23 protein-coding genes are annotated in these 21440 nt (G+C 31.4%); 20 read left to right on the top strand and 3 right to left on the bottom strand.

Features of this window, described 5'->3' with window-relative positions:
* From WHD08_RS11525 to WHD08_RS11460, 14 genes are all read left to right on the top strand, one after another.
* A complete protein-coding gene (locus WHD08_RS11525; RefSeq protein WP_165731440.1) occupies positions 1-1164 on the top strand; it encodes an NAD(P)/FAD-dependent oxidoreductase in 1164 nt (387 codons plus the stop codon).
* Positions 1164-1883, top strand: coding sequence for a methyltransferase domain-containing protein (locus WHD08_RS11520; RefSeq protein ID WP_208890734.1), 720 nt, complete (start codon positions 1164-1166; stop codon positions 1881-1883). The genes WHD08_RS11525 and WHD08_RS11520 overlap by 1 nt, the downstream gene beginning before the upstream one ends.
* A 144-nt stretch (positions 1884-2027) precedes the next feature.
* Positions 2028-3080 carry a type III polyketide synthase gene (locus WHD08_RS11515; RefSeq protein ID WP_208890735.1) on the top strand — a complete coding sequence of 351 codons (1053 nt, stop codon included), beginning with the start codon at positions 2028-2030 and terminating at the stop codon, positions 3078-3080.
* Between the two features lie 60 nt (positions 3081-3140).
* Entirely contained in the window at positions 3141-3581 is a 441-nt protein-coding gene (locus WHD08_RS11510; RefSeq protein ID WP_208890736.1) for a 3-hydroxyacyl-ACP dehydratase FabZ family protein, read from the top strand.
* Between the two features lie 52 nt (positions 3582-3633).
* Complete coding sequence (locus tag WHD08_RS11505; RefSeq protein WP_208890737.1) at positions 3634-4908, top strand: beta-ketoacyl-[acyl-carrier-protein] synthase family protein; 1275 nt, start codon at positions 3634-3636, stop codon at positions 4906-4908.
* 149 nt (positions 4909-5057) lie between these two features.
* Positions 5058-5309 (top strand): acyl carrier protein, encoded by a 252-nt coding sequence (locus tag WHD08_RS11500; RefSeq protein ID WP_165731445.1) that lies wholly within the window; start codon positions 5058-5060, stop codon positions 5307-5309.
* On the top strand, positions 5302-5868 hold the full coding sequence (locus tag WHD08_RS11495) for a 4'-phosphopantetheinyl transferase family protein (protein ID WP_208890738.1): 567 nt from the start codon (positions 5302-5304) through the stop codon (positions 5866-5868). The genes WHD08_RS11500 and WHD08_RS11495 overlap by 8 nt, the downstream gene beginning before the upstream one ends.
* A gap of 9 nt (positions 5869-5877) precedes the next feature.
* Positions 5878-6336: a 3-oxoacyl-ACP synthase gene (locus tag WHD08_RS11490; RefSeq protein WP_208890739.1), complete on the top strand. Its 459-nt coding sequence runs from the start codon at positions 5878-5880 to the stop codon at positions 6334-6336.
* 36 nt (positions 6337-6372) lie between these two features.
* A complete protein-coding gene (locus WHD08_RS11485) occupies positions 6373-7245 on the top strand; it encodes a helix-turn-helix domain-containing protein (RefSeq protein ID WP_165731448.1) in 873 nt (290 codons plus the stop codon).
* A 441-nt stretch (positions 7246-7686) separates the two neighbouring features.
* Positions 7687-8304: a DUF6973 domain-containing protein gene (locus WHD08_RS11480; RefSeq protein WP_165731449.1), complete on the top strand. Its 618-nt coding sequence runs from the start codon at positions 7687-7689 to the stop codon at positions 8302-8304.
* A gap of 205 nt (positions 8305-8509) precedes the next feature.
* Positions 8510-10126 (top strand): aspartate:alanine exchanger family transporter, encoded by a 1617-nt coding sequence (locus tag WHD08_RS11475; RefSeq protein WP_208890740.1) that lies wholly within the window; start codon positions 8510-8512, stop codon positions 10124-10126.
* Between the two features lie 150 nt (positions 10127-10276).
* Positions 10277-10936 (top strand): succinate dehydrogenase cytochrome b subunit, encoded by a 660-nt coding sequence (locus WHD08_RS11470; protein ID WP_208890741.1) that lies wholly within the window; start codon positions 10277-10279, stop codon positions 10934-10936.
* A gap of 17 nt (positions 10937-10953) precedes the next feature.
* Positions 10954-12966, top strand: a complete 2013-nt coding sequence (locus WHD08_RS11465; protein WP_165731452.1) for a fumarate reductase/succinate dehydrogenase flavoprotein subunit — start codon at positions 10954-10956, stop codon at positions 12964-12966.
* A gap of 10 nt (positions 12967-12976) precedes the next feature.
* Positions 12977-13717, top strand: coding sequence for a succinate dehydrogenase/fumarate reductase iron-sulfur subunit (locus WHD08_RS11460; protein WP_165731453.1), 741 nt, complete (start codon positions 12977-12979; stop codon positions 13715-13717).
* A 470-nt stretch (positions 13718-14187) separates the two neighbouring features.
* Here WHD08_RS11460 and WHD08_RS11455 read toward each other — a convergent pair whose 3' ends face one another.
* Both WHD08_RS11455 and WHD08_RS11450 read right to left on the bottom strand, forming a co-directional pair.
* A complete protein-coding gene (locus WHD08_RS11455) occupies positions 14188-14823 on the bottom strand; it encodes a viroplasmin family protein (RefSeq protein ID WP_208890742.1) in 636 nt (211 codons plus the stop codon).
* A complete protein-coding gene (locus WHD08_RS11450; protein ID WP_208890743.1) occupies positions 14816-15388 on the bottom strand; it encodes a phosphoribosylglycinamide formyltransferase in 573 nt (190 codons plus the stop codon). The genes WHD08_RS11455 and WHD08_RS11450 overlap by 8 nt, the downstream gene beginning before the upstream one ends.
* 171 nt (positions 15389-15559) lie before the next feature.
* Between WHD08_RS11450 and WHD08_RS11445 the strand changes: the two genes are divergently transcribed.
* From WHD08_RS11445 to WHD08_RS11420, 6 genes are all read left to right on the top strand, one after another.
* Complete coding sequence (locus WHD08_RS11445) at positions 15560-15796, top strand: acyl carrier protein (RefSeq protein WP_004569249.1); 237 nt, start codon at positions 15560-15562, stop codon at positions 15794-15796.
* Between the two features lie 6 nt (positions 15797-15802).
* Positions 15803-17056 carry a beta-ketoacyl-ACP synthase II gene (gene fabF, locus WHD08_RS11440; protein WP_165731459.1) on the top strand — a complete coding sequence of 418 codons (1254 nt, stop codon included), beginning with the start codon at positions 15803-15805 and terminating at the stop codon, positions 17054-17056.
* Between the two features lie 6 nt (positions 17057-17062).
* Positions 17063-17800, top strand: a complete 738-nt coding sequence (gene rnc / locus WHD08_RS11435; RefSeq protein ID WP_165731460.1) for a ribonuclease III — start codon at positions 17063-17065, stop codon at positions 17798-17800.
* Positions 17801-17911: 111 nt separating this feature from the next.
* The gene (locus WHD08_RS11430) at positions 17912-18361 is read left to right on the top strand and encodes an IPExxxVDY family protein (protein WP_340832493.1); all 450 of its coding nucleotides are present in this window, start codon (positions 17912-17914) and stop codon (positions 18359-18361) included.
* Positions 18362-18363: 2 nt separating this feature from the next.
* Positions 18364-19791 carry a pyruvate kinase gene (gene pyk / locus WHD08_RS11425; RefSeq protein ID WP_208890745.1) on the top strand — a complete coding sequence of 476 codons (1428 nt, stop codon included), beginning with the start codon at positions 18364-18366 and terminating at the stop codon, positions 19789-19791.
* Positions 19792-20267: 476 nt separating this feature from the next.
* A complete protein-coding gene (locus tag WHD08_RS11420) occupies positions 20268-20738 on the top strand; it encodes a CBS domain-containing protein (protein ID WP_165731463.1) in 471 nt (156 codons plus the stop codon).
* Here WHD08_RS11420 and WHD08_RS11415 read toward each other — a convergent pair.
* Positions 20735-21439, bottom strand: coding sequence for a hypothetical protein (locus tag WHD08_RS11415; protein ID WP_208890746.1), 705 nt, complete (start codon positions 21437-21439; stop codon positions 20735-20737). The genes WHD08_RS11420 and WHD08_RS11415 overlap by 4 nt on opposite strands.
* Between the last annotated feature and the right edge of the window lies 1 nt (position 21440).

Genomic DNA, 21440 nt, shown 5'->3' with positions numbered 1-21440 from the left:
ATGAAAAAACCTATAAACACAGATAGTTATAATAAAAGCAATTTAGTTGCAGATGTAATTATTATTGGTGGTGGTTTAGCGGGTTTATGTAACGCAATTCATTTATCAAAATTTAATAAAAAGGTTTTGTTAATTGAGAAAAATGAATATCCGAAGCACAAAGTTTGTGGAGAATATATTTCGAATGAAGTTTTACCTTATTTAGACTTTTTAGAGATTAATCCGTTTAATTTTGGTGCTGTTAAAATCTCTGAATTTCAATTATCAACTACAAAGAATAATCTTATTTCGGCAAAGTTACCTTTGGGCGGATTCGGGATTTCACGATATCAATTAGATCTTCTTTTATCAGAAAAAGCAATAAAAAATGGTGTTACAATTTTAAAAGATTCCGTCATAAATGTTGCTTTTGAAAATGATGTATTTTCCGTTGAAACGAAAGAAAATAATACCTTCACTTCTAAAATTACCATTGGAGCTTTTGGCAAACGTTCTTTATTAGATGTGAAAATGGAACGCGAGTTTATCAAGAAAAAATCACCTTATTTAGGTGTTAAAATTCATGTAAAAGGAAATTTTAAAGAAGATTTAGTAGCACTTCATAATTTTAAAGGTGGTTATTGTGGTGTTTCTAAAGTGGAAAAAAATGCAATTAATTTGTGTTATATCACCAATTATGAGTCCTTTAAAAAGTATAAAAACATTGATGATTTTCAGGAGCAAGTCGTTTTTAAAAATCAGTATTTAAAAGAAATTTTCGATAATTCTGAAGCAATTTTCGAGAAACCATTAACGATAAGTCAGATTTCTTTTGAAACCAAAAAACCAGTAGAAAACCATATTTTAATGTGCGGCGATTCTGCAGGAATGATTCATCCGCTTTGTGGAAACGGAATGAGTATGGCAATTCAATCGGCACAAATTGCATCTAAATTGATTTTAAATTACTTGAATGGTGAAAATATATCTAGAAAAGAGCTCGAAAAGCAATATATTAGACAGTGGAATAAAAAATTTAGTTTGCGTTTGAAAGCAGGTCATTTTATTGCAATGTTATTTCGAAAAGATAAAATTGCAGCTATTTTACTTCAAATATTAAAGAAACTACCTTTTTTATTACCCATAATAATCAAGCAAACACATGGTAAACCAATGAAAGTTTAATGGATTTTTTTATCAGCACAAAAAATAGAACAGACAAAGAAGAACTGATGGATGATTTTTCTATTGGCGGAGATTTGCTGCGAGATACTTTAGATAAATTAGAAAATATAAATCGGTATTTAGGCGGAAATTTAGTAACTTTAAATTCACTGAAAAAAGTATTAAAAAATCATCCAAAAGAACAAGAGTTAACCATTGTAGATATTGGTTGTGGTCATGGAGATATTTTACGAGATGTAGCAAAATTCGGAAGGAAAAAAGGCTATAAAATGAAGCTGTTAGGCATAGATGCAAACCCAACAGCAATAGCGTACGCAAATGAATTATCGGCAGCATTTCCAGAACTGAGTTTTAAAACGGAAGATATTTTTTCTGAAGCTTTTAAAAACAGACAATTCGATGTGGTATTGGCAACCTTATTTTTACATCATTTTAAAGAAGAACAATTGGTTTCTTTTCTAGGAAATACACTAAAACAAACAAAAATAGGAATTGTAGTGAATGATTTGCATCGACATAAATTAGCGTATTATCTGTTTATGTTGTTGTCTCTTTTTATCAAAAATAAAATGATTATTGAAGACGGATTAACATCTGTTTTAAGAGGATTCAAAAGAAAAGATTTAGAAGGAGTCTCTCAAAAATTAAATGTAAAACCACAAATTTCTTGGAAATGGGCATTCCGTTTTCAGTGGATACTTAAGAGTTCAAGGTTTTAGGTTTTTAATTTAAAGTTGACATAAATTAGAAAAAATTAAACACAAAATAGTCGATAATCAGTGAAATACGTATCAAAAAATTATATATAAACCTCCGAGAATCTCTGTGAAAAAACTCTGTGAATCTCTGTGTAATACATTAATATGAAAGTAAAAATAACATCAGTTGCAAAACAACTTCCAAAATATCACAGAGAAACAAAAGATATTATTCCGTTTGTAAAATTATGGATGCAAGATCAAGATACTCGTTTTCAAAGAAAAGTGATTAAACTTTTTGAAGGAGCAGGCGTAGACAAGCGCTATTCTATTATGGATCCAGAAGAGGTTTTTATAGCAACTTCTTTTGAGGAAAAAAATGATATTTACGCACGTGAAGTTGTAAAATTAGCAGAACAATCTTTAAAAAAATCTTTAAAAAAAGCGAGTTTAAAACCTACGGATATCGATTATATAATTACCGTAAGTTGTACCGGAATTATGATTCCGTCTATGGATGCTTATTTGATTAATTCCCTGCAAATGAAACAAGATATTGTGCGTTTACCTGTTACAGAAATGGGTTGTGCAGCAGGAGTTTCTGGAATTATTTATGCAAAGAATTTTTTAAAGGCAAACCCTAATAAAAGAGCAGCCGTAATTGCAGTAGAAGCACCAACAGCAACGTTTCAGTTAGAAGATTATTCGATGACAAATATTGTAAGTGCTGCTATTTTTGGTGATGGAGCTTCTGCGGTTATTTTATCTTCTTATGGAGATGATGAAGGACCTGCAGTTATTGATGAAGCGATGTATCATTTTTACGATGCGACTTCTATGATGGGATTTAAATTGGTAAATACAGGTTTGCAAATGATATTGGATAAGGAAGTTCCTCAGAAAATATCAGATCATTTTCCGGCAATTGTGCATCCTTTTTTAGAACGAAATAATTTAACGATTGATGATGTAGACCACTTAATTTTTCATCCAGGAGGAAAGAAAATTGTACAAACGGTAGAAGATTTATTCGGTGTTTTAGGCAAAAATATAGACGATACAAAAGAAGTTTTACGTTTGTACGGTAATATGTCCAGCGCAACTGTTTTGTATGTTTTAGAACGATTTATGGATCGGAATCCGGCAAAAGGAGAAAGAGGGCTTATGTTAAGTTTTGGTCCTGGTTTTTCGGCACAGCGAATATTGTTGGAATGGTAATTGAATTTGAATTAGACCTCACAGGTTTTAAAAACCTGTGAGGTCTGTTAAACTAAATAAATGAACCAAATAGAAATCATAAAAAATCTTCCTTATACAACGCCTTTTTTGTTTGTTGATGAACTCACAGAAATTTCAGAAAATGGAGTTACTGGAAATTACACCTTCAACGAAAGTGCCTTTTTTTATGAAGGCCATTTTAAAGGAAATCCGATTACGCCAGGTGTTATTCTAACGGAAACCATGGCACAAATTGGTGTTGTGTGTTTGGGTATTTATTTATTAAAAGACGAAATTTTATCCGAAGAAAAAAAACTACAAATTGCGTTAACTTCTAATCAGGTTGATTTCTATTTACCGGTTTTACCGAATGAAAAAGTAACTGTAATTTCGGAGAAAGAATTTTTTAGATTCAATAAGTTAAAGTGCAAAGTAAAAATGGTGAATGAGAAAAATGAATTGGTTTGCAGAGGAACCATTTCTGGCATGATAAAAGGTTAATTTTAATAGACCTCACAGGTTTTTAAAACCTGTGAGGTCTAAATATTTAAAAATGAAAAACAGAGTTGTAATTACGGGTTTAGGGGTTGTTGCGCCAAATGGCGTTGGTTTGCAAGAATTTACAAATGCAATAAAAACAGGGAAATCGGGGATTACCTTTCATCAAAATTTAAAAGACAAAGGTTTTTCTTGCTGTATTGGTGGAATCCCTGAGGTTTCCGAAGAAAAAAAAGCAGCCTATTTAACACCTTTACAATTACGGGGATTTAACAGTACGTCGATTTTATACGGTTGTATGGCAGGAATTGATGCCTGGAAAGATGCAGGTTTTTCTGTAGATGAGAACTCTAAATTAGACTATGATTCTGGTTTAATTTTTGGAACAGGAACCTCGGGAATTGAAAAATTTAGAGAAGCAATTTATAAAATTGACGATCAAAATGTAAGACGTTTAGGAAGTACTTCTGTAGTGCAAACAATGGCAAGCGGAATTTCGGCATATTTAGGCGGGATTTTAGGTTTAGGAAACCAAGTAACCACAAATTCATCTGCTTGTACAACGGGTACAGAAGCCTTGTTATTAGGTTTTGAACGTATTAAAAACGGAAAGGCAAAAAGAATGTTGGTCGGCAGTTCTAGTGATAGTAGTTTGTATACTTGGGGTGGGTTTGATGCCATGAGAGTGATGTCTTATAAGCACAATGAAACGCCAGAAAAAGGATCGAGACCGATGAGTGAAACTGCGTCTGGTTTTGTTCCTGGAAGTGGAGCGGGAGCTTTGGTTTTAGAATCTTTAGAAAGTGCTTTAGAAAGAAAAGCTACAATTTATGCAGAGGTTTTAGGTGGAAATATAAATTCTGGCGGACAAAGAAATGGCGGAACGTTAACGGCTCCGAATGCAGAAGCTGTTCAGAAATGTATTACAGATGCAATTTTAGATGCTTGTATTTCTGCAGATGAAATAGATGTAATAAACGGACATTTAACAGCTACTTCTAAAGACAGTTTAGAAATAGAAAATTGGACCAAAGCATTGCAAAGAAGAGGAACTGATTTTCCAACTATTAACTCTTTAAAGTCTATGGTTGGCCATTGTTTGGCTGCTTCTGGTGCTATTGAATCTGTGGCTTCCGTTTTGCAAATTAAAGAACAGTTTGTGTTTCCGAATATCAATTGTGAAGATGTTCATCCGGAAATTTCTGAATTAATTTCTACAGATAAAATTCCGACTAAATTGATTGAGAAAAGCATTACTATTTTAGCAAAAGCAAGTTTTGGTTTTGGTGACGTAAACGCATGTGTTATCTTTAAGAAATATGAAAAATAGACTTTGACAGGCTCAGACTGATATGCGTAGCGTTAATTAGTGTTTTTAATTTTTGATATAAATTTATGAAAGTTAATAATTAAAAACGCTGGAACAATAAAAACTAACAATGTCACACTGAGCTTGTCGAAGTGTAAATAACTATAAAAATGACAAAAGAAGAAATTATATCGAAATTAACTGTTATTGTAAAACCATATATTCAAAACGAAGAAGGTTTTAAAAATTTATCAGAAGAAACAGATTTTATAAATGATTTAGAAATAAATTCTGCAAATTTGGTAGATATTATTTTAGATGTAGAAGATGAGTTTAAAATAGAAATAGACAACGATTCTATGGAGAAAATGCTTTCTGTAAAAGCTACTATTGCTGTAATTCAATCTAAAATGGATGCATAATATTGGCAATGATATTGTAGATTTAAACCTTGCTAGAACGGAAAGTAATTGGCTGCGAAAAGGATTTTTAGAGAAACAATTCACCCAAAATGAACAAGAAGAAATCCATGATGCTGAGAATCCTTTTTTTAAAGTTTGGCAATTTTGGTCTATGAAAGAAGCGGCTTATAAATGTTATACTCAAAAAATAGAAAAGCGCTTTTTTGCACCTCAAAAATTTGAATGTAGTTTAGTTTCTAAAACAGAAGGGTTTGTTCTTTTTGAAGAAAATAAATATTGCACAAGTACAAGTTATAATCCACTTTATATTCATACAATTGCCAAAGAAGAGAGCAGTAAGGTTGCTATTTTTTTAAAGATTGGCGCATCAAAAAATATTTATATCGATTTAAAAACACAATTGTCGATAGAAACAGGAGTTTTATCCGATGAAATCGTAAAAGTAAAAACAATTATTGGAGCTCCTTTGTTTTATCACAAGGAAAAATTATTAACCAAATCTTGCTCAATTTCGCATCATGGAAATTATGGTGCCTTTGTGTTTTCTTTAGAAAAATAAAAATAATATATGACGCAATTAAAAGTTAAAGAAGCACTTTATAAGCAGTGTGAAGCTTTTGTAAATAAACGCTTAAACACGGTTACTGAAATTATATCCTCTAATCAAAAAGCATTGCAATCAGAAACTAAAAGTTCTGCTGGCGATAAGCATGAAACTGGTAGAGCCATGTTGCAGTTAGAAATGGAAAAAGCGAGTCAGCAACTTGCCGGAATTACACAAATGAAAGAAATTTTAGCTAAAATTGATGTTTCTAAAACGTCTAATATTGCGCATTTAGGCACGGTGATTGAAACAACTATGGCTAATTATTTTTTATCTATTTCTGCAGGTCAACTTACAGTTGATAATGTAGTGTATTTTGCTATTTCTGTTTCGTCCCCAATCGGTAAGTTGTTGTTAGGTAAAAAGATGGAAGATGCAATTGTTTTTAATGGAAATACAATAATTATAAAAGGACTAAAATAATAATCTGTATTTTAGAGGTTTTAATACCTTAAATAGATGTCAATTACCCTACACAGAACCCATAATTACTTAAAACTCCAGCAATCAAATTTTGATATTGTTAATTTTCAAGACTTAGATAAGTTTGAAAGTGAAGAAATTCTTACAAAAAATCATAAAGTAGATTTTTATGCATTAATTTTTATAACAGAAGGAAAAGGTAAACACTCAATAGATTTTTCTGATTATGAATATGATAAAGGGACTATTTTGGCTATTAGAAAAGATCAAATGCATCGGTTTTATTTAAATAAGGCAACAAAAGGTTTTCTATTATGTTTTAAAGAAGAGTTTTTAAATAGTTATTTAAATGAAATTGAGGTTGCAAATGCAATTCAGATGTTTAATGAGTTATTAGTTTCTCCAAAAACACAATTAAAAGACTGCGATTTTGAGAGTATTTTTAAATTAATAAAAGGAATAGAAAAAGAGGTTTTAGTTGTAAATGATATTTATTCTTTTAAACTGATAAGGAGTTTATTACATATTTTAATTACTTTGATTTATAGAATTAAATCGACAGGCTATAACACTTTGCAACAAAGTAGGTATTTAAAAGAGTTTATTATATTTCAAAATTTACTAGAAGAAGATTACTACAAAACTAAAAAAGTGTATGATTATGCAAATAAGTTAGGGTATTCTGCAAAGAAGCTTAATATGGTTGTAAAATTTATAGCAAACAAATCTGCTAAAGAGTTTATAGATGATACTGTTATAATTAAAGTGAAAAGATTGCTGATACATTATAATCTTTCTATAAAAGAAATTGCTTTTAAAACTGGTTTTAATGAGCCTACCAATTTGTATAAATATTTTAAAAAACACACTAATTCTACACCAGAAGAGTTTAGAAAAAAATATGTGTAATGTTTTTTTGAATTTATTCGAATAACATTAAGTTTCTATAATTTAAAAGCCGTTTTCACTTAAAAAAGTAGGTGAATTCTTATTTATTTTCCCATTTCTACAGTTTTTTGGAGTATTATTATCTAAAAATGTTTTTAATTAACTTTAGTTTTGCTACAAATAATTAAGGTTTCCCCCAATTTCTTCAATTTTTTAGGAAGTGATTCCTGTTTTTTAAAAACATATATTTAAATCATTTTAATTTTTATAATTAAGATGATTTTTTTTGTACTAAATTTTTAAAATTGATTAATATCAAGTATTACTACTTTGAAATTAAGACTCATAAAGGAGTTTGCTGTTGAATGTTTTTTTAAAAATAAGTGGTATGGAAGTTTACGCATCAATTTGTTTTTCGATTAAAAGGAGTATTTTTGTTTTTTACAAATCATTATTTTCAAAATGAAAAAGACACTATTTCTTTTAACGATACTTTTTACTGTACATTCATTTGGACAATCTAATTTTAAAAGTTTTTTTAAGCTCTCTCCACCAATTAAAAAATGGGTATTTTTTCATCCTTTTAAGGCGACAAAATCTTTAGAAATTTCTAAAGAAACAAATAGGGTTTCAGATTCAATTGCAAAAACAGATTTGTTAGATAAAGATGGAGCAGGTGGGCAGGTAGATGCTTTTAGACATGCTTATTGGATGGCAAGACTAGCGCAAGAAATGGGTGAAAATGCTGCTCGTTCTTTAGGGGAGGCACATGAAAAAGAAAATTATTTAACGTACAAGAAACAAAAATTAGAAGATGGTGTTGTGCCAGATGAAATTTCAACTGAAATGGATTTACACAATAATGAGGAAGGCTTAAAATTAATTGCAAAAGGAAGTATTGTTTCTAAAAACGGGTTGGTTTATAGAATTGTAAATGCTATTGAGAAAGGTAAAATGAAAATTATAAAAAAGGACGAAAAAGGGAATTTTTTGACATGCAATGGAGAAGTAATTCAGAAAGAGGAACTTATGGGGAAGTGGAAAAATGATAAATGTCTAATCTCCTCGGATACTAAATAAATGGCTCATTTTAATTGATAAAATGTACTACAACGTATTCGTTCAATAGATATAGTAGTTGGAGAGCGTGTAGTTTTAAAATATCAGTAACAGCAAGGTTTCTAGTGATAATTATCATAAAAATTAAATACACTAAAGACCTACTTTTGTCTACTTAAATTAAAGTCAATTTTTATAAAAAATAATAAAATTAATATTAAAAATTATGGAATTTTTTTTAGAATTACTCACTAAAGATTACTTTGTGTTATTTCTAGTTATTGGTTTAGGAATCGCCCTAGGAAACATTCGTATAAAAGGGATAAGTTTTGATACTTCTGCGGTTATTTTTGTCGCTATCTTTTTTGGATATCTGTACAATTTAAACGGCATTACCTTTAATATTCCTCCAATTATTCAAAGTGTAGGTTTGGTGTTATTTATTTACACCATTGGTATGCAAGCAGGACCTTCTTTTTTTAGCTCTTTTAAAGAACAAGGAGCTAAGTTAATTGTTTTAGCAGGAATTACAGTTCTAACAGGTGGTATTACTGCAGTGTCTATTTCTTATATTTATGATGTAGATATGAATATGATGAGTGGTTTACTAACAGGAGCACTAACATCTACACCTGGTTTGGCTGCTTCTATAGAGGCTTCTCAATCTCCTTTAGCGTCTATTGGTTATGGTATTGCATATCCGTTTGGAGTTTTAGGTGTTATTTTATTTGTAAAATTAGGTCCTTCGTTGTTTAGGGTGAACATCGAAAAAGAAGAAAAAGATTTTGAAGAAAAATCGAAATCTAGCACTCCAATGGTGATCAATAAAAACCTAATTATCTCTAATGAAAACGTAAATGGTAAAACGATTAGAGAATTGAGAATTCGTTTTATGACCAAAGCGAATATTTCACGTATTATGAAGCCTAATCAGTTGCCTATTTCTCCAACAAAAGATACTATTTTAGAAACGGGAGATATTATAAAAGCAGTAGGTACGGTAAATGCGTTGCAAAGAATAGAGGTTTTATTAGGTAAAGTTACCGATATTAAAATCCCTAGAAGTGGAACATACGAAGTAAAATGGTATGTAGTAAGTAATGATGCTGTGGTAAATAAAACCATTGAAGAACTTAATCTTCTAGAAAATTATTCTGCTACCATAACACGTATTAGAAGAGCTAGTATCGATTTAGCTCCGCATCCATCAACCAAAATAAAATATGGTGATAAAATTTTAGTTTCTTGCTCTAAAGGGAATGTTCCTGCGGTGACGCAACTCTTTGGAGATAGTTTAAAAAGAATAGGACAAACAAGTTTTTTACCTGTAGCATTTGGTATTGTTATCGGTATTCTTGTAGGTGCTATTGCTATTCCTTTAGGAGGAATTGGTTTAAAATTAGGTCTTACAGGAGGTGTGCTTTTATCTTCTATATTTTTAAGTTGGAAAGGAAAGTTTGCTACTGTAATTTGGAATTTATCGGGTCCTGCAAACCAAATATTACGTCAGTTTGGGCTTTTATTATTTCTTACTCCTGTTGGTTTAAAAGCAGGACAAAGTTTAATTTCAGCAATTGAAAAACATGGTTTTATTTTATTTTTATACGGTGCTTTAATTACCTTAATTCCTATGATTATTACTGTTCTTGTTGGACGATTCCTATTAAAAATAAACTTTTTGTCTGTTTTAGGAGCCTTAACAGGAGGTATGACTTCTACACCAGGATTAAGTGCAACAGATTCTATGACCGATTCGGATGCTCCTCAAATTGCTTATGCAGCTGTGTATCCTTTTTCATTGGTTCTTATAATTATTGTAGCAGAAGTAATGGCAGTGTTATAACACGCTAAAAAATAAAGTAATATTTAAAACAAAATCATCACCTTAAAACGATTCTAAATAACCAAAAAACAACCATTATTATTTCAGTAGAGCGTATCTAAATGGTACATTTGTAAAAGAACAATTATAACTTAATTATACATTTATACAATGAGCGGATTTTTCAAATCTTCAGTTGGGAGAAAGGTAGCCATGGCGCTTTCCGCATTCTTCCTCATGTTTTTCTTAATTATACATTTAGCGGTAAATATTACATCACTCTTTAGTGAAGAACTCTTTAATGAGTTGTCTCATTTTATGGGAACCAATCCTTTAGTACAATTTGCGTTGCAACCTGTATTAGTTTTTGGTGTTATTTTTCACTTTGTATTAGGTTTTATTTTAGAAATAAAAAACAAAAAAGCAAACGGAGTTGCTTATGCTAAAAACAATGGTGCAGCTAATTCATCTTGGATGAGTAGAAACATGATTTGGAGTGGAGCAGCTATTTTGGCTTTTATTGTACTTCACTTTATAGATTTCTGGATTCCAGAAGTTAACCATAAATACATTGCAGCATTACCAGAAGATCCTGTAAGATATTTTCATGAGTTACAAGAAAAATTTGTACCTCTTTGGCGAGTTGCATTTTATGTTATCGCTTTTGTTTTCTTAGGATTGCATTTAGCACACGGTTTTACATCTGCTTTCCAATCTATGGGAGTTACTGCAGGTAGAAAAAAAGCATTACAAAACTTTGGTAAAATATATTCTATAATTATTCCTTTAGGATTTATCATTGTTGCATTGTTTCATCATTTTAATCATTAACCATTAATCTTATAACTATGGCTTTAGATTCAAAAATACCAGAAGGTCCAATTAAAGATAAATGGACAACTTATAAAGATAAAATAGATCTTGTAAATCCAGCTAACAAACGTAATATTGATATTATTGTTGTTGGTACAGGTTTAGCAGGAGGTTCTGCAGCAGCAACGTTAGCAGAATTAGGATATAACGTAAAAGCATTTGCTTACCAAGATTCTCCTCGTAGAGCGCATTCAATTGCAGCACAAGGTGGAATTAACGCAGCAAAAAATTACATGGGAGATGGGGATTCTAATTACAGATTGTTTTACGATACTGTAAAAGGAGGAGATTACCGTTCTCGTGAAGCAAACGTACACCGTTTGGCAGAAGTATCTGGTAACATTATAGATCAATGTGTGGCACAAGGAGTTCCTTTTGCACGTGATTATGGTGGTTTATTAGATAACCGTTCTTTTGGTGGAGTTTTAGTTTCTAGAACTTTTTATGCAAAAGGACAAACAGGACAACAATTATTATTAGGATGTTATTCTGCAATGAACCGTCAAATTGCTCGTGGTAAGATTGAGATGTTCAATCGTCATGAAATGTTAGACGTTGTTAAAGTTGGAGGAAAAGCAAGAGGAATTATTGCGAGAGATTTAATTACAGGAGAAATAGAACGTCATTCTGCACATGCTGTTGTAATTGCAACGGGAGGTTACGGAAACGTGTATTTCTTATCTACAAATGCAATGGGTTCTAATGCTACTGCAGCTTGGAAAATCCATAAAAAAGGAGCGTATTTCGCAAATCCTTGTTATACACAAATTCACCCAACATGTATTCCTCGTTCAGGAGATTATCAGTCTAAATTAACTTTGATGTCTGAATCTTTACGTAACGATGGTAGAATTTGGGTTCCTGCAAGAATAGAAGATGCAAAATTAATTCAGCAAGGTAAATTAAAGCCTACTGAAATTGCTGAAGAAAATAGAGATTATTACTTAGAAAGACGTTACCCTGCCTTTGGTAACTTAGTACCACGTGATGTTGCTTCTAGAGCAGCAAAAGAGCGTTGTGATGCTGGTTATGGTGTAAATGCAACAGGTGAAGCTGTGTATTTAGATTTTGCTTCTGCTTTTCAACGTTATGGTAAAGAGCAAGCTAAGATTCATGGTATTAAAAATGCTTCTAACGAAAAAATTATAGAATTAGGACAAGCAATTATTGAAGAAAAATACGGAAACTTATTTCAGATGTATGAAAAAATCATCGCTGAAAACCCATATGAAACTCCAATGATGATTTATCCAGCAACACACTATACAATGGGTGGTGTTTGGGTAGATTATAACCTAATGACTACTGTAGAAGGTTTATACTGTATTGGTGAAGCTAACTTCTCTGATCATGGTGCAAACAGACTTGGAGCTTCTGCTTTAATGCAAGGTTTAGCTGATGGTTATTTTGTATTACCTTATACAATTGGAGATTATTTATCTGATGATATTAGAACGGGAGCGATTGCAACCGATACTAAAGAGTTTGATGAGGCTGAAAAAGAAGTAACAGATAGAATCGATTTCTTCTTGAACAATAAAGGAACAAAATCTGTAGACCATTTCCACAAACGTCTTGGAAAAGTAATGTGGGATAAAGTAGGTATGTCTCGTAACGAAAAAGATTTAAAAGCTGCTATGGCAGAAATTAAAGCAATTCGTGAAGAGTTCTGGAAAGACGTAATGGTTCCTGGTACTGCAAACGAAATGAATGTAGAGCTTGAAAAAGCAGGACGTGTAGCAGATTTCTTAGAATTAGGAGAATTGTTTGCTAAAGATGCTTTAGTAAGAAATGAATCTTGTGGTGGACACTTTAGAGAAGAATCTGTAGAATTAGACGGTGAGCAAAAAGGAGAAGCAAAACGTAATGATAAAGATTTTGCTTTTGTATCTGCTTGGGAATATAAAGGAGAACCTGCAGACGCAGTTTTACATAAAGAAGAATTAGAATTTAAAGATATAGAACTTAAACAACGTTCATACAAATAAGAAAGACAAAATGAATTTAACACTTAAAATTTGGAGACAAAAAGACGCTGGTTCAAAGGGTCAAATGGTAGACTATAAAGTGACTGATATTTCAGAGCATATGTCTTTCTTAGAAATGATGGATGTTTTGAATGAACAATTGGTTAATTCAGGTGAAGAACCTGTTGCTTTTGATCATGATTGTCGTGAAGGTATTTGCGGTATGTGTTCTTTATATATTAATGGAGAAGCACATGGGCCAGATAGAGGTATTACTACCTGTCAATTACACATGCGTATGTTTCATGATGGAGAAACTATTACTATAGAGCCTTTCAGAGCATCAGCATTTCCTGTAATTAAAGATTTAATTGTAGATAGAATGGCTTTTGAGCGTATTCAGCAAGCAGGTGGTTACATTTCTGTAAACACTTCTGGTAATACACAAGATGCTAACTCGTTGCCTATTTCTAAACATGCAGCGGATGAGGCTATGGATGCAGCAGCTTGTATTGGTTGTGGTGCTTGTGTAGCAACGTGTAAAAACTCTTCTGCAATGTTATTTGTAGGTGCAAAAGTATCTCAGTATGCTTTATTACCACAAGGACAAATAGAGGCTGCAGATCGTGTACAAAACATGGTAGCTCAAATGGATTTAGAAGGTTTTGGAAACTGTACAAATACAGGGGCTTGTGAGGTAGAATGTCCTAAAGGAATTTCTTTAGACAATATAGCTCGTATGAATAGAGAGTTGATGAAAGCTAATTTATAATAAGCTAATTTAAATATCATTGCGATTTTTTACAAATCAATCTTAAAGTAAATTTATAAATATAAAAACCCCGAAGCTAATTATTAGTTTCGGGGTTTTGTTTTATAATAAAAGTTGATAATTTAGCTTAAAAAAAAGTGTTTTAGTACCCATATTTAAACAGCCTACAACTGTAAAATAGCCTTAAAAGATCTAGTTTAAAGTCTCTTTCTCTTTATTAAGACATCCACTTGTGGTCATGTTTAATTTAATGGTTAAATCTGTTTGAGAGAGCTCTAACTCTTGTCTTCTTTTTATGATTTTAAGTCTTGTTGATTATCACTGTCATGCGACTTCTCATTACTTTAAAGGGACAAGTTGTACGTAATAACAAGAATTCTACTATTTAGTATTGGATATACTAGAGTGTTCAGTAATAATTTCCACAACAGTAAGCAACTGAAAACTGTTACTGCCAACTGCGTACTTTTTTACTTCCTCCCAAAATCCGCAGGAATTTCTCCCCAAGCTTTGGTTTCCCATTTAAGAATTGGGTTTTTATACGTGTTATTCTTTAGCCAAGTTTCAGCTCTTTTTATCAACTCTAATAAATCTTTGTTAGAAGCATCAAAATGCATGTTGGTTTTGCATCTTTTCTGCTTTACCCAACTCATGGCAATTTTAGAATCGGAATAAATAGGAATATTTTCCTTGTTCTTGCTCTTTAACAAAGCAATTCCGTGCACTAGAGCTAGGAATTCGCCAATATTGTTAGTTCCTCTAGCAAATGGGCCTTTTATAAAAATTTGTTGCTTATTATGCGTTAAAACGCCTCTGTATTCCATTTTACCAGGATTTCCAGAACAAGCTGCATCCACAGAAATACTTTCTAAAATAGGTCTCCCAATTTTTTCTTTTTCTGTTGATGATAACGTTTTCTTTTTAGTGTCTTTCCCTACATAGTCTGCATAACTTTTGGTTGCAGCTATTTCGGCTTCATTTAAATCTGCGAACGATTTATATTGAGCACCTTCAAAACCATCAATTTGCTTTTTACAGACTTTCCAAGACGTAAAAACCCCTTTTCTGTGTCCGTTCCAAACTACATAAAACTTTTTTTTACTCATTTATAGCTAAAATTACATCTTCAATAACTCTAGGAAAGTAACGTTGCTCTAAAATATGGATCTTTTCTGCAATTTTTTCGGGAGAATCTTCCTCGTTTAAGGCTGTTTTTGCCTGATAAATGATGGCACCTTCATCATAATTGGCATTTACATAGTGAATTGTAATACCCGTTTCTGATTCTTTATTTTCTTTTACCGCTTTATGAACGTTCATTCCATACATCCCTTTTCCGCCATATTTTGGCAATAATGCAGGATGAATATTTATGATTTTATTCGGAAAAGCATCGATAATTTTGGTTGGAATTTTCCATAAAAAACCAGCTAAAATAATGTAATCTGCCTGCTCTTTTAATAGGTTTAGCACTTCATCCGAAGTAAAAAAAGCTTCTTTTTTAAAATGTAAACATTTGATGTCTAATTTTTTACATCTATCAAATACTTTGGCATGTTCATTGTTACATAGCACAGTAGTAACCTTAGCGGTTTTAGTATGATTAAAAAATTTAATAATGTTTTCTGCGTTCGTTCCAGAACCAGATGCAAAAATAACAATACGCTTCATAACTTCATTTCTAAGCTACAAAAAAAAGAATAATTATTAACAAATTGATTATTTTAAGAGAAGATTAAATATTTTTATTTACTTTTAAGAATCATTTTCGGGACAAAAATTAGTTTTAATTGCTAAGATTTGTATTTTTGCCCCGATTAAAATTTTAAAAAACACAAAATTATGTCAGACATTGCATCAAGAGTAAAAGCTATTATCGTAGACAAATTAGGCGTAGACGATAACGAAGTAACAACAGAAGCTAGCTTCACAAACGATTTAGGAGCAGATTCTTTGGATACTGTTGAATTAATTATGGAATTCGAAAAAGAATTTGATATTCAAATACCAGATGATCAAGCAGAGAACATCGGAACAGTAGGTCAAGCAGTAAGCTATATTGAAGAAGCTAAAAAGTAAATTTATATGCAGTTAAAACGAGTTGTAGTCACTGGACTTGGCGCACTTACGCCAATTGGTAATAATATTGAAGAGTATTGGAATGCTTTAGTTAACGGAGTTAGCGGTGCAGCACCTATCAAGCGGTTTGATGCTGCCAAGTTCAAAACTCGTTTTGCATGTGAATTAAAAAACTTCGAGGTAACGGACTTTATTAATAGAAAGGACGCTAGAAAAATGGATCCATTTACGCAGTATGCAATGGTTGCTTCAGATGAAGCAATTGCAGATGCAAATTTTGATCTAGAAAAATTAAACAAATTACGCGTTGGTGTAATTTGGGGAGCAGGAATTGGAGGCTTAGAAACTTTTCAAAACGAAGCTATAAATTTTGGAGCCGGAGATGGTACACCAAAATTTAACCCATTTTTTATCCCAAAAATGATTGCAGATATTGCGCCAGGAAATATTTCTATTAAAAATGGATTTATGGGGCCAAATTATACTACGGTTTCTGCATGTGCGTCATCTGCTAACGCAATGATTGATGCTTTAAATTATATTCGTTTAGGTACTTGTGATGTTATTGTAACTGGTGGTTCGGAAGCTGCAGTTGTAATTTCTGGTGTTGGTGGTTTTAATGCCATGCATGCCTTATCTACAAGAAACGAAAGTCCAGAAACAGCATCTAGACCTTTTGATGCAGAACGAGATGGTTTTGTATTAGGTGAAGGAGCAGGTGCTTTGGTTTTAGAAAGCTATGAGCATGCTAAAGCTAGGGGAGCAAAAATTTATGCTGAGGTTATTGGAGGAGGAATGTCTTCTGATGCTCACCATATGACGGCACCACATCCAGAAGGAATTGGTGTGATTGCTGTAATGAATAACTGCTTAGAAAATGCAGGTATTAAACCAGAAGATGTAGATCATATTAATACACATGGTACTTCAACTCCTTTAGGAGATGTTGCAGAATTGAAAGCAATTTCTGCAGTTTTTGGAGAACATGCTAAAAACATTAATATTAATTCTACAAAATCTATGACAGGTCACTTGTTGGGAGCTGCAGGAGCTATAGAGTCTATAGCTGCAATTTTAGCCATGAAAAATGGTATTGTACCTCCAACAATTAATCATGTTAATGTAGATGAAAATATCAATCCAGAATTAAACTTAACTTTAAATAAAGCTCAAAAGCGCGATATTAATATTGCTATGAGTAATACTTTTGGTTTCGGTGGACATAATGCATGTGTTGCATTTAAAAAACTTGATGAATAATACTCTATGAATTTTATTCGTAAAATAGTAAAACCTCACAGTGAAGAGGATGCACAATTATACAACGAATTAAAAAAACTACTTAATTTTTCTCCAAGAAGAATAAATAAATATAAAAAAGCATTTACACATAGGTCTGTGCAAATGTTAGACAGCAAAGGAATTCCTATAAATTACGAACGTTTAGAGTTTTTAGGTGATTCTATTTTAGGATCTGTAATTGCATCTTATTTATACAAAAAAGTACCTACAGGTAGTGAAGGTTATCTTACACAAATGCGCTCTAAAATTGTTAGTAGAGAGCATTTAAATGAATTAGGAAAAGATCTAGACTTAATACGTTTCGTAAAAAGTAATATAGATCAAGCTAACGTAGGCGATAATATTCATGGTAATATTTTTGAAGCATTAGTAGGCGCTATTTATTTAGATAAAAACTACAATACTTGTCAGAAATTTATTTATGAAAATGTAATTGTACCCTACGTAGATATTGAAAAGCTAGAAGGGAAAATTACAAGTTACAAAGGGCTTATAATAGAATGGTGCCAGAAACAAAAGAAGAAATATACTTTTGATACCTATGAAGATTCTGGTAACGAAGCTATCAAACACTTTAGTGTAAAGGTAAGTATCGATGGAGAACAAATAGCCAAAGGTAGAGCTACTTCTAAGAAAAAAGCAGAAGAGCAAGCTGCTAAAAGAGTCTATTTTGCGTTTCAAAAAGAAATCAATTTAGGCTAACCACGATAACGTTTTCGTTAAAATTAACAGTAAAGTTCGTAAACAATTAGTAATTTTGTTTTTCATAAAAACGAGTATTAGTTATAATCTATGCAGGTACACGCTTTAGAAATGGACGATTTTTGCGAAGAAGAATATTCTTTAATAGGAATCCATTCTACTTTAGAAGATTATAAACTTGCCTACTTATTAAATAAAAACCTTAATACCAGGTTTTATAAAGCAAAAGAAGACTTAAAATTTGTTATAGAAGAAAAGAAAGCCTCTTTTTCTATATATAATTATGAAAATATAGAATATGATTACGAGTGGTTTTTAATAACGAATAGTTATAGAACAGAAAACCAATCAGCATCTAACGAGTTGTTATTAACATCAGAAACAATAACATACCTAATTCCAGAAAAGAAAAAAGTAGATTTTTTCTTAAAAATTTGTGGAGATTCAGACGATGATTTTGTAATGAAAACAGTAAATAGAATTAAAAGTATTGATAATGTAATTACCGCATATTCAATAGATAAAAACACCTTAAAGTCTAAAGACTTTTTAATATTTTAAACATGAAAGACTACAAAAAAACAAAAATAGTTGCAACCTTAGGTCCAGCAATCGATACTAAAGAAAAGATGAAAGAGTTGGCAGTTGCAGGTGTCAACGTTTTTAGAATTAACTTCTCGCATGCAAATTACGATATCGTAAAACAAAATGTAGAAAGAATTAGAGAGATTAATGAAGAAGAAGGCTTTAATGTTGCCATTTTAGCAGATTTACAAGGACCAAAACTTCGTGTTGGAGTAATGGAAGAAAATGTTATCTTAAATGATGGCGACTTGTTTACTTTTACAACAGAAAAGTGTATAGGTAACAACAAAAAAGCATTTATGACTTACCAACGTTTTCCTAAAGACGTAAAAGTTGGTGAAAACATTATGGTAGATGATGGTAAATTACGTTTTGAAGTAGTTTCTACAGATAAAGACAAAGAAGTTGTTGTCAAAGTTATAGTTGGTGGACCTTTACATTCTAAAAAAGGAGTAAACTTACCAAACACAGCTATTTCTTTACCCGCTTTAACAGAAAAAGATAAAGAAGATGCCGTTTTTGCTTTAGGCTTAAACGTCGATTGGATGGCACTTTCTTTTGTAAGAACTCCAGAAGATTTAAGAATGTTGCGCGATTTAATTGATGAGCATTCAGATTATAGAGTACCCGTAATTGCTAAAATTGAAAAACCAGAAGCAGTTGCAAATATTGATGCATTAATTCCTTTTTGTGATGGTTTAATGGTTGCCCGTGGAGATTTAGGAGTAGAAATTCCTATGCAAGACGTTCCATTAATTCAGAAGAAATTAGTAAGACGTGCAAAGAGAGCAAGAATTCCTGTAATTATTGCAACTCAAATGATGGAAACAATGATTGATAATCCTGTTCCAACTAGAGCAGAAGTAAATGATGTTGCCAATTCTATTATGGATGGAGCAGATGCAGTAATGTTATCTGGAGAAACTTCTGTAGGGAAACACCCTTTAAAAGTAATTCAGAAAATGTCTGAAATCATTAAAGCAGTTGAAAACTCTAGAATGATTAAAGTACCACATGAAGCGCCACATATTAGAACAAACAGATTTATAACAAAATCAGTTTGTCATCACGCAGCTTTAATGGCAAATGATATCGATGCAACCGCAATTTCTACTTTAACAAATAGTGGTTATACAGCATTCCAAATTTCAGCATGGAGGCCACAAGCTAAAATATTAGCATTTTCATCAGAAAGAAGAATTTTAGGAAAACTAAACTTACTTTGGGGTGTAAAAGCTTTTTATTACGATAAAAACTTAAGTACAGATGATACTGTTGTAGATATTAACAAAATATCTAAAGAAAAAGGTTTTGTTAAAGAAGGAGATTTAATGATTAACCTTACTTCTATGCCAGTTGAAGCAAAAGGTATGGTAAATACATTAAGAGTTTCTGAAATAGACTAAAACAGCCTAAAATTATATTTAAAAAGCATCTAGAGATCTCTAGATGCTTTTTTTTATGCGTTTACTTTTTTAGAAGCTATTTCCAGCTTTCCACTATATCTTTTTTCTTCTGTTCTCGATACAATTTTTCTTCCTTCGTCATAAAAACCACTCGAACTGACAGAAAAAAGGATGCCGTTTCAATCTGGGCTAAACTTGTTTGACAGCTGTTTTTCTTTCTTTAAAAGACAAAGTGCATTATTTATAGAGAATTCTATTTAGACTTTTTTTCTAGATGAAATAGAGGTTTTAAATCAGAAAAACTCCAAAAAATAAGACCGATAATTCTAAATACAGATATAAGAGATGAAAAGGCTTTTATTTGATTATTTGATAAATAAGTTTATTTAAATGTAGTAAATAAAAAAAAACTTAATAGAAAAGTTGTTTAAAACAGAAAAAACAGTAAATTTAAGAGAACCAAAAACGAAACTATTATGGCAATTAAAAGCTTTCAAGGAAAAAGAGATACAAGTCAGGGAAAAGAAGATGCGCAAATTTTAGTATCTGATTACATGACAAAAAAATTGATAACTTTTAAAGCTGAGGATACCTTAGATCATGTAATTGAACAATTAATTACACATAAAATTTCTGGAGGACCGGTTGTAAATGATAAAAACGATTTAATAGGAATTATTTCTGAAACAGATTGTATTAAACATATATCTGAAAGTAAATATTACAATATGCCTTCTGATGTTAACAATACAGTAGGTAAATATATGGCTATCGGTGTGGATACTATTGATAAGAATACCAATATTTTTGATGCAGCTTTTAAATTTATTAGTTCTCACAGAAGAAGATTCCCTGTAGTAGAAAACGGAAAGCTAATTGGTCAAATAAGTCAAACAGATGTTTTAAAAGCTGCAATTAGTGTGAAAGGAAATACGTGGAATAGTTAAAACCTTTTTTTAGATTTAATATTTGGTAAATCTGTAATAATTAATTTTTGTTTATCAGAACTTTCTAGTTCGGCTATTTTAGAATACGAATAGCCTTCTATGGGCTCTTTTAAGCTTTTCCACTTTGCAATACCTGCAACGGTAATTTCTTCTCCAATTTCTATAATGGCTTCAGAGTAGCGTAAGGTTTTATTAAGTCCTAAAAAATTATCACTTTTAATATGATAGCTTTCTAGTAATGCTTTAAACTCTGAAGTTGGGTCATTGAAAGTACCCGATTTTACTTTTTTATCAGCTACTAAATAACTTGTGTAGTTTTTAGGGTTTTGATGGAGTCTTACCATAGCAAAATCACTATTTTTTTCTATAAAAAAATCTTGTACTTTTTCTTCATGTACAATTGTTCGCCAGCTTTGTTGTTTTCCGTTACTTTTCTGTTGTTCAATTTTTATGACATAAAACACACATTTTCTTTTGCTAAATGGCGCAACTAAAGGCTCTTTAACATGTAAGGCTTTTCCTGTAAATCTTGTAAGTTCATTATTTTTTAAGCTTCCTATTTGTTTAATTGGTAGTTTAGAAAGTGTTCTTATAATTTTTTGTTTTGTACTAAAATAATAAGTTATAAAGATAATAAGACCAACTATTATAATAAATAGTATTGGAATTAAAAAGGGTTCGAAATCTGTAAATAATGGCATT

This window comes from Polaribacter sejongensis, assembly GCF_038024065.1.
In the GTDB taxonomy this organism is placed as follows: Bacteria; Bacteroidota; Bacteroidia; order Flavobacteriales; family Flavobacteriaceae; genus Polaribacter; species Polaribacter sejongensis.
Note: the sequence above shows the minus strand (reverse complement) of the source record. Positions and strands in the feature narration are given on the sequence as shown.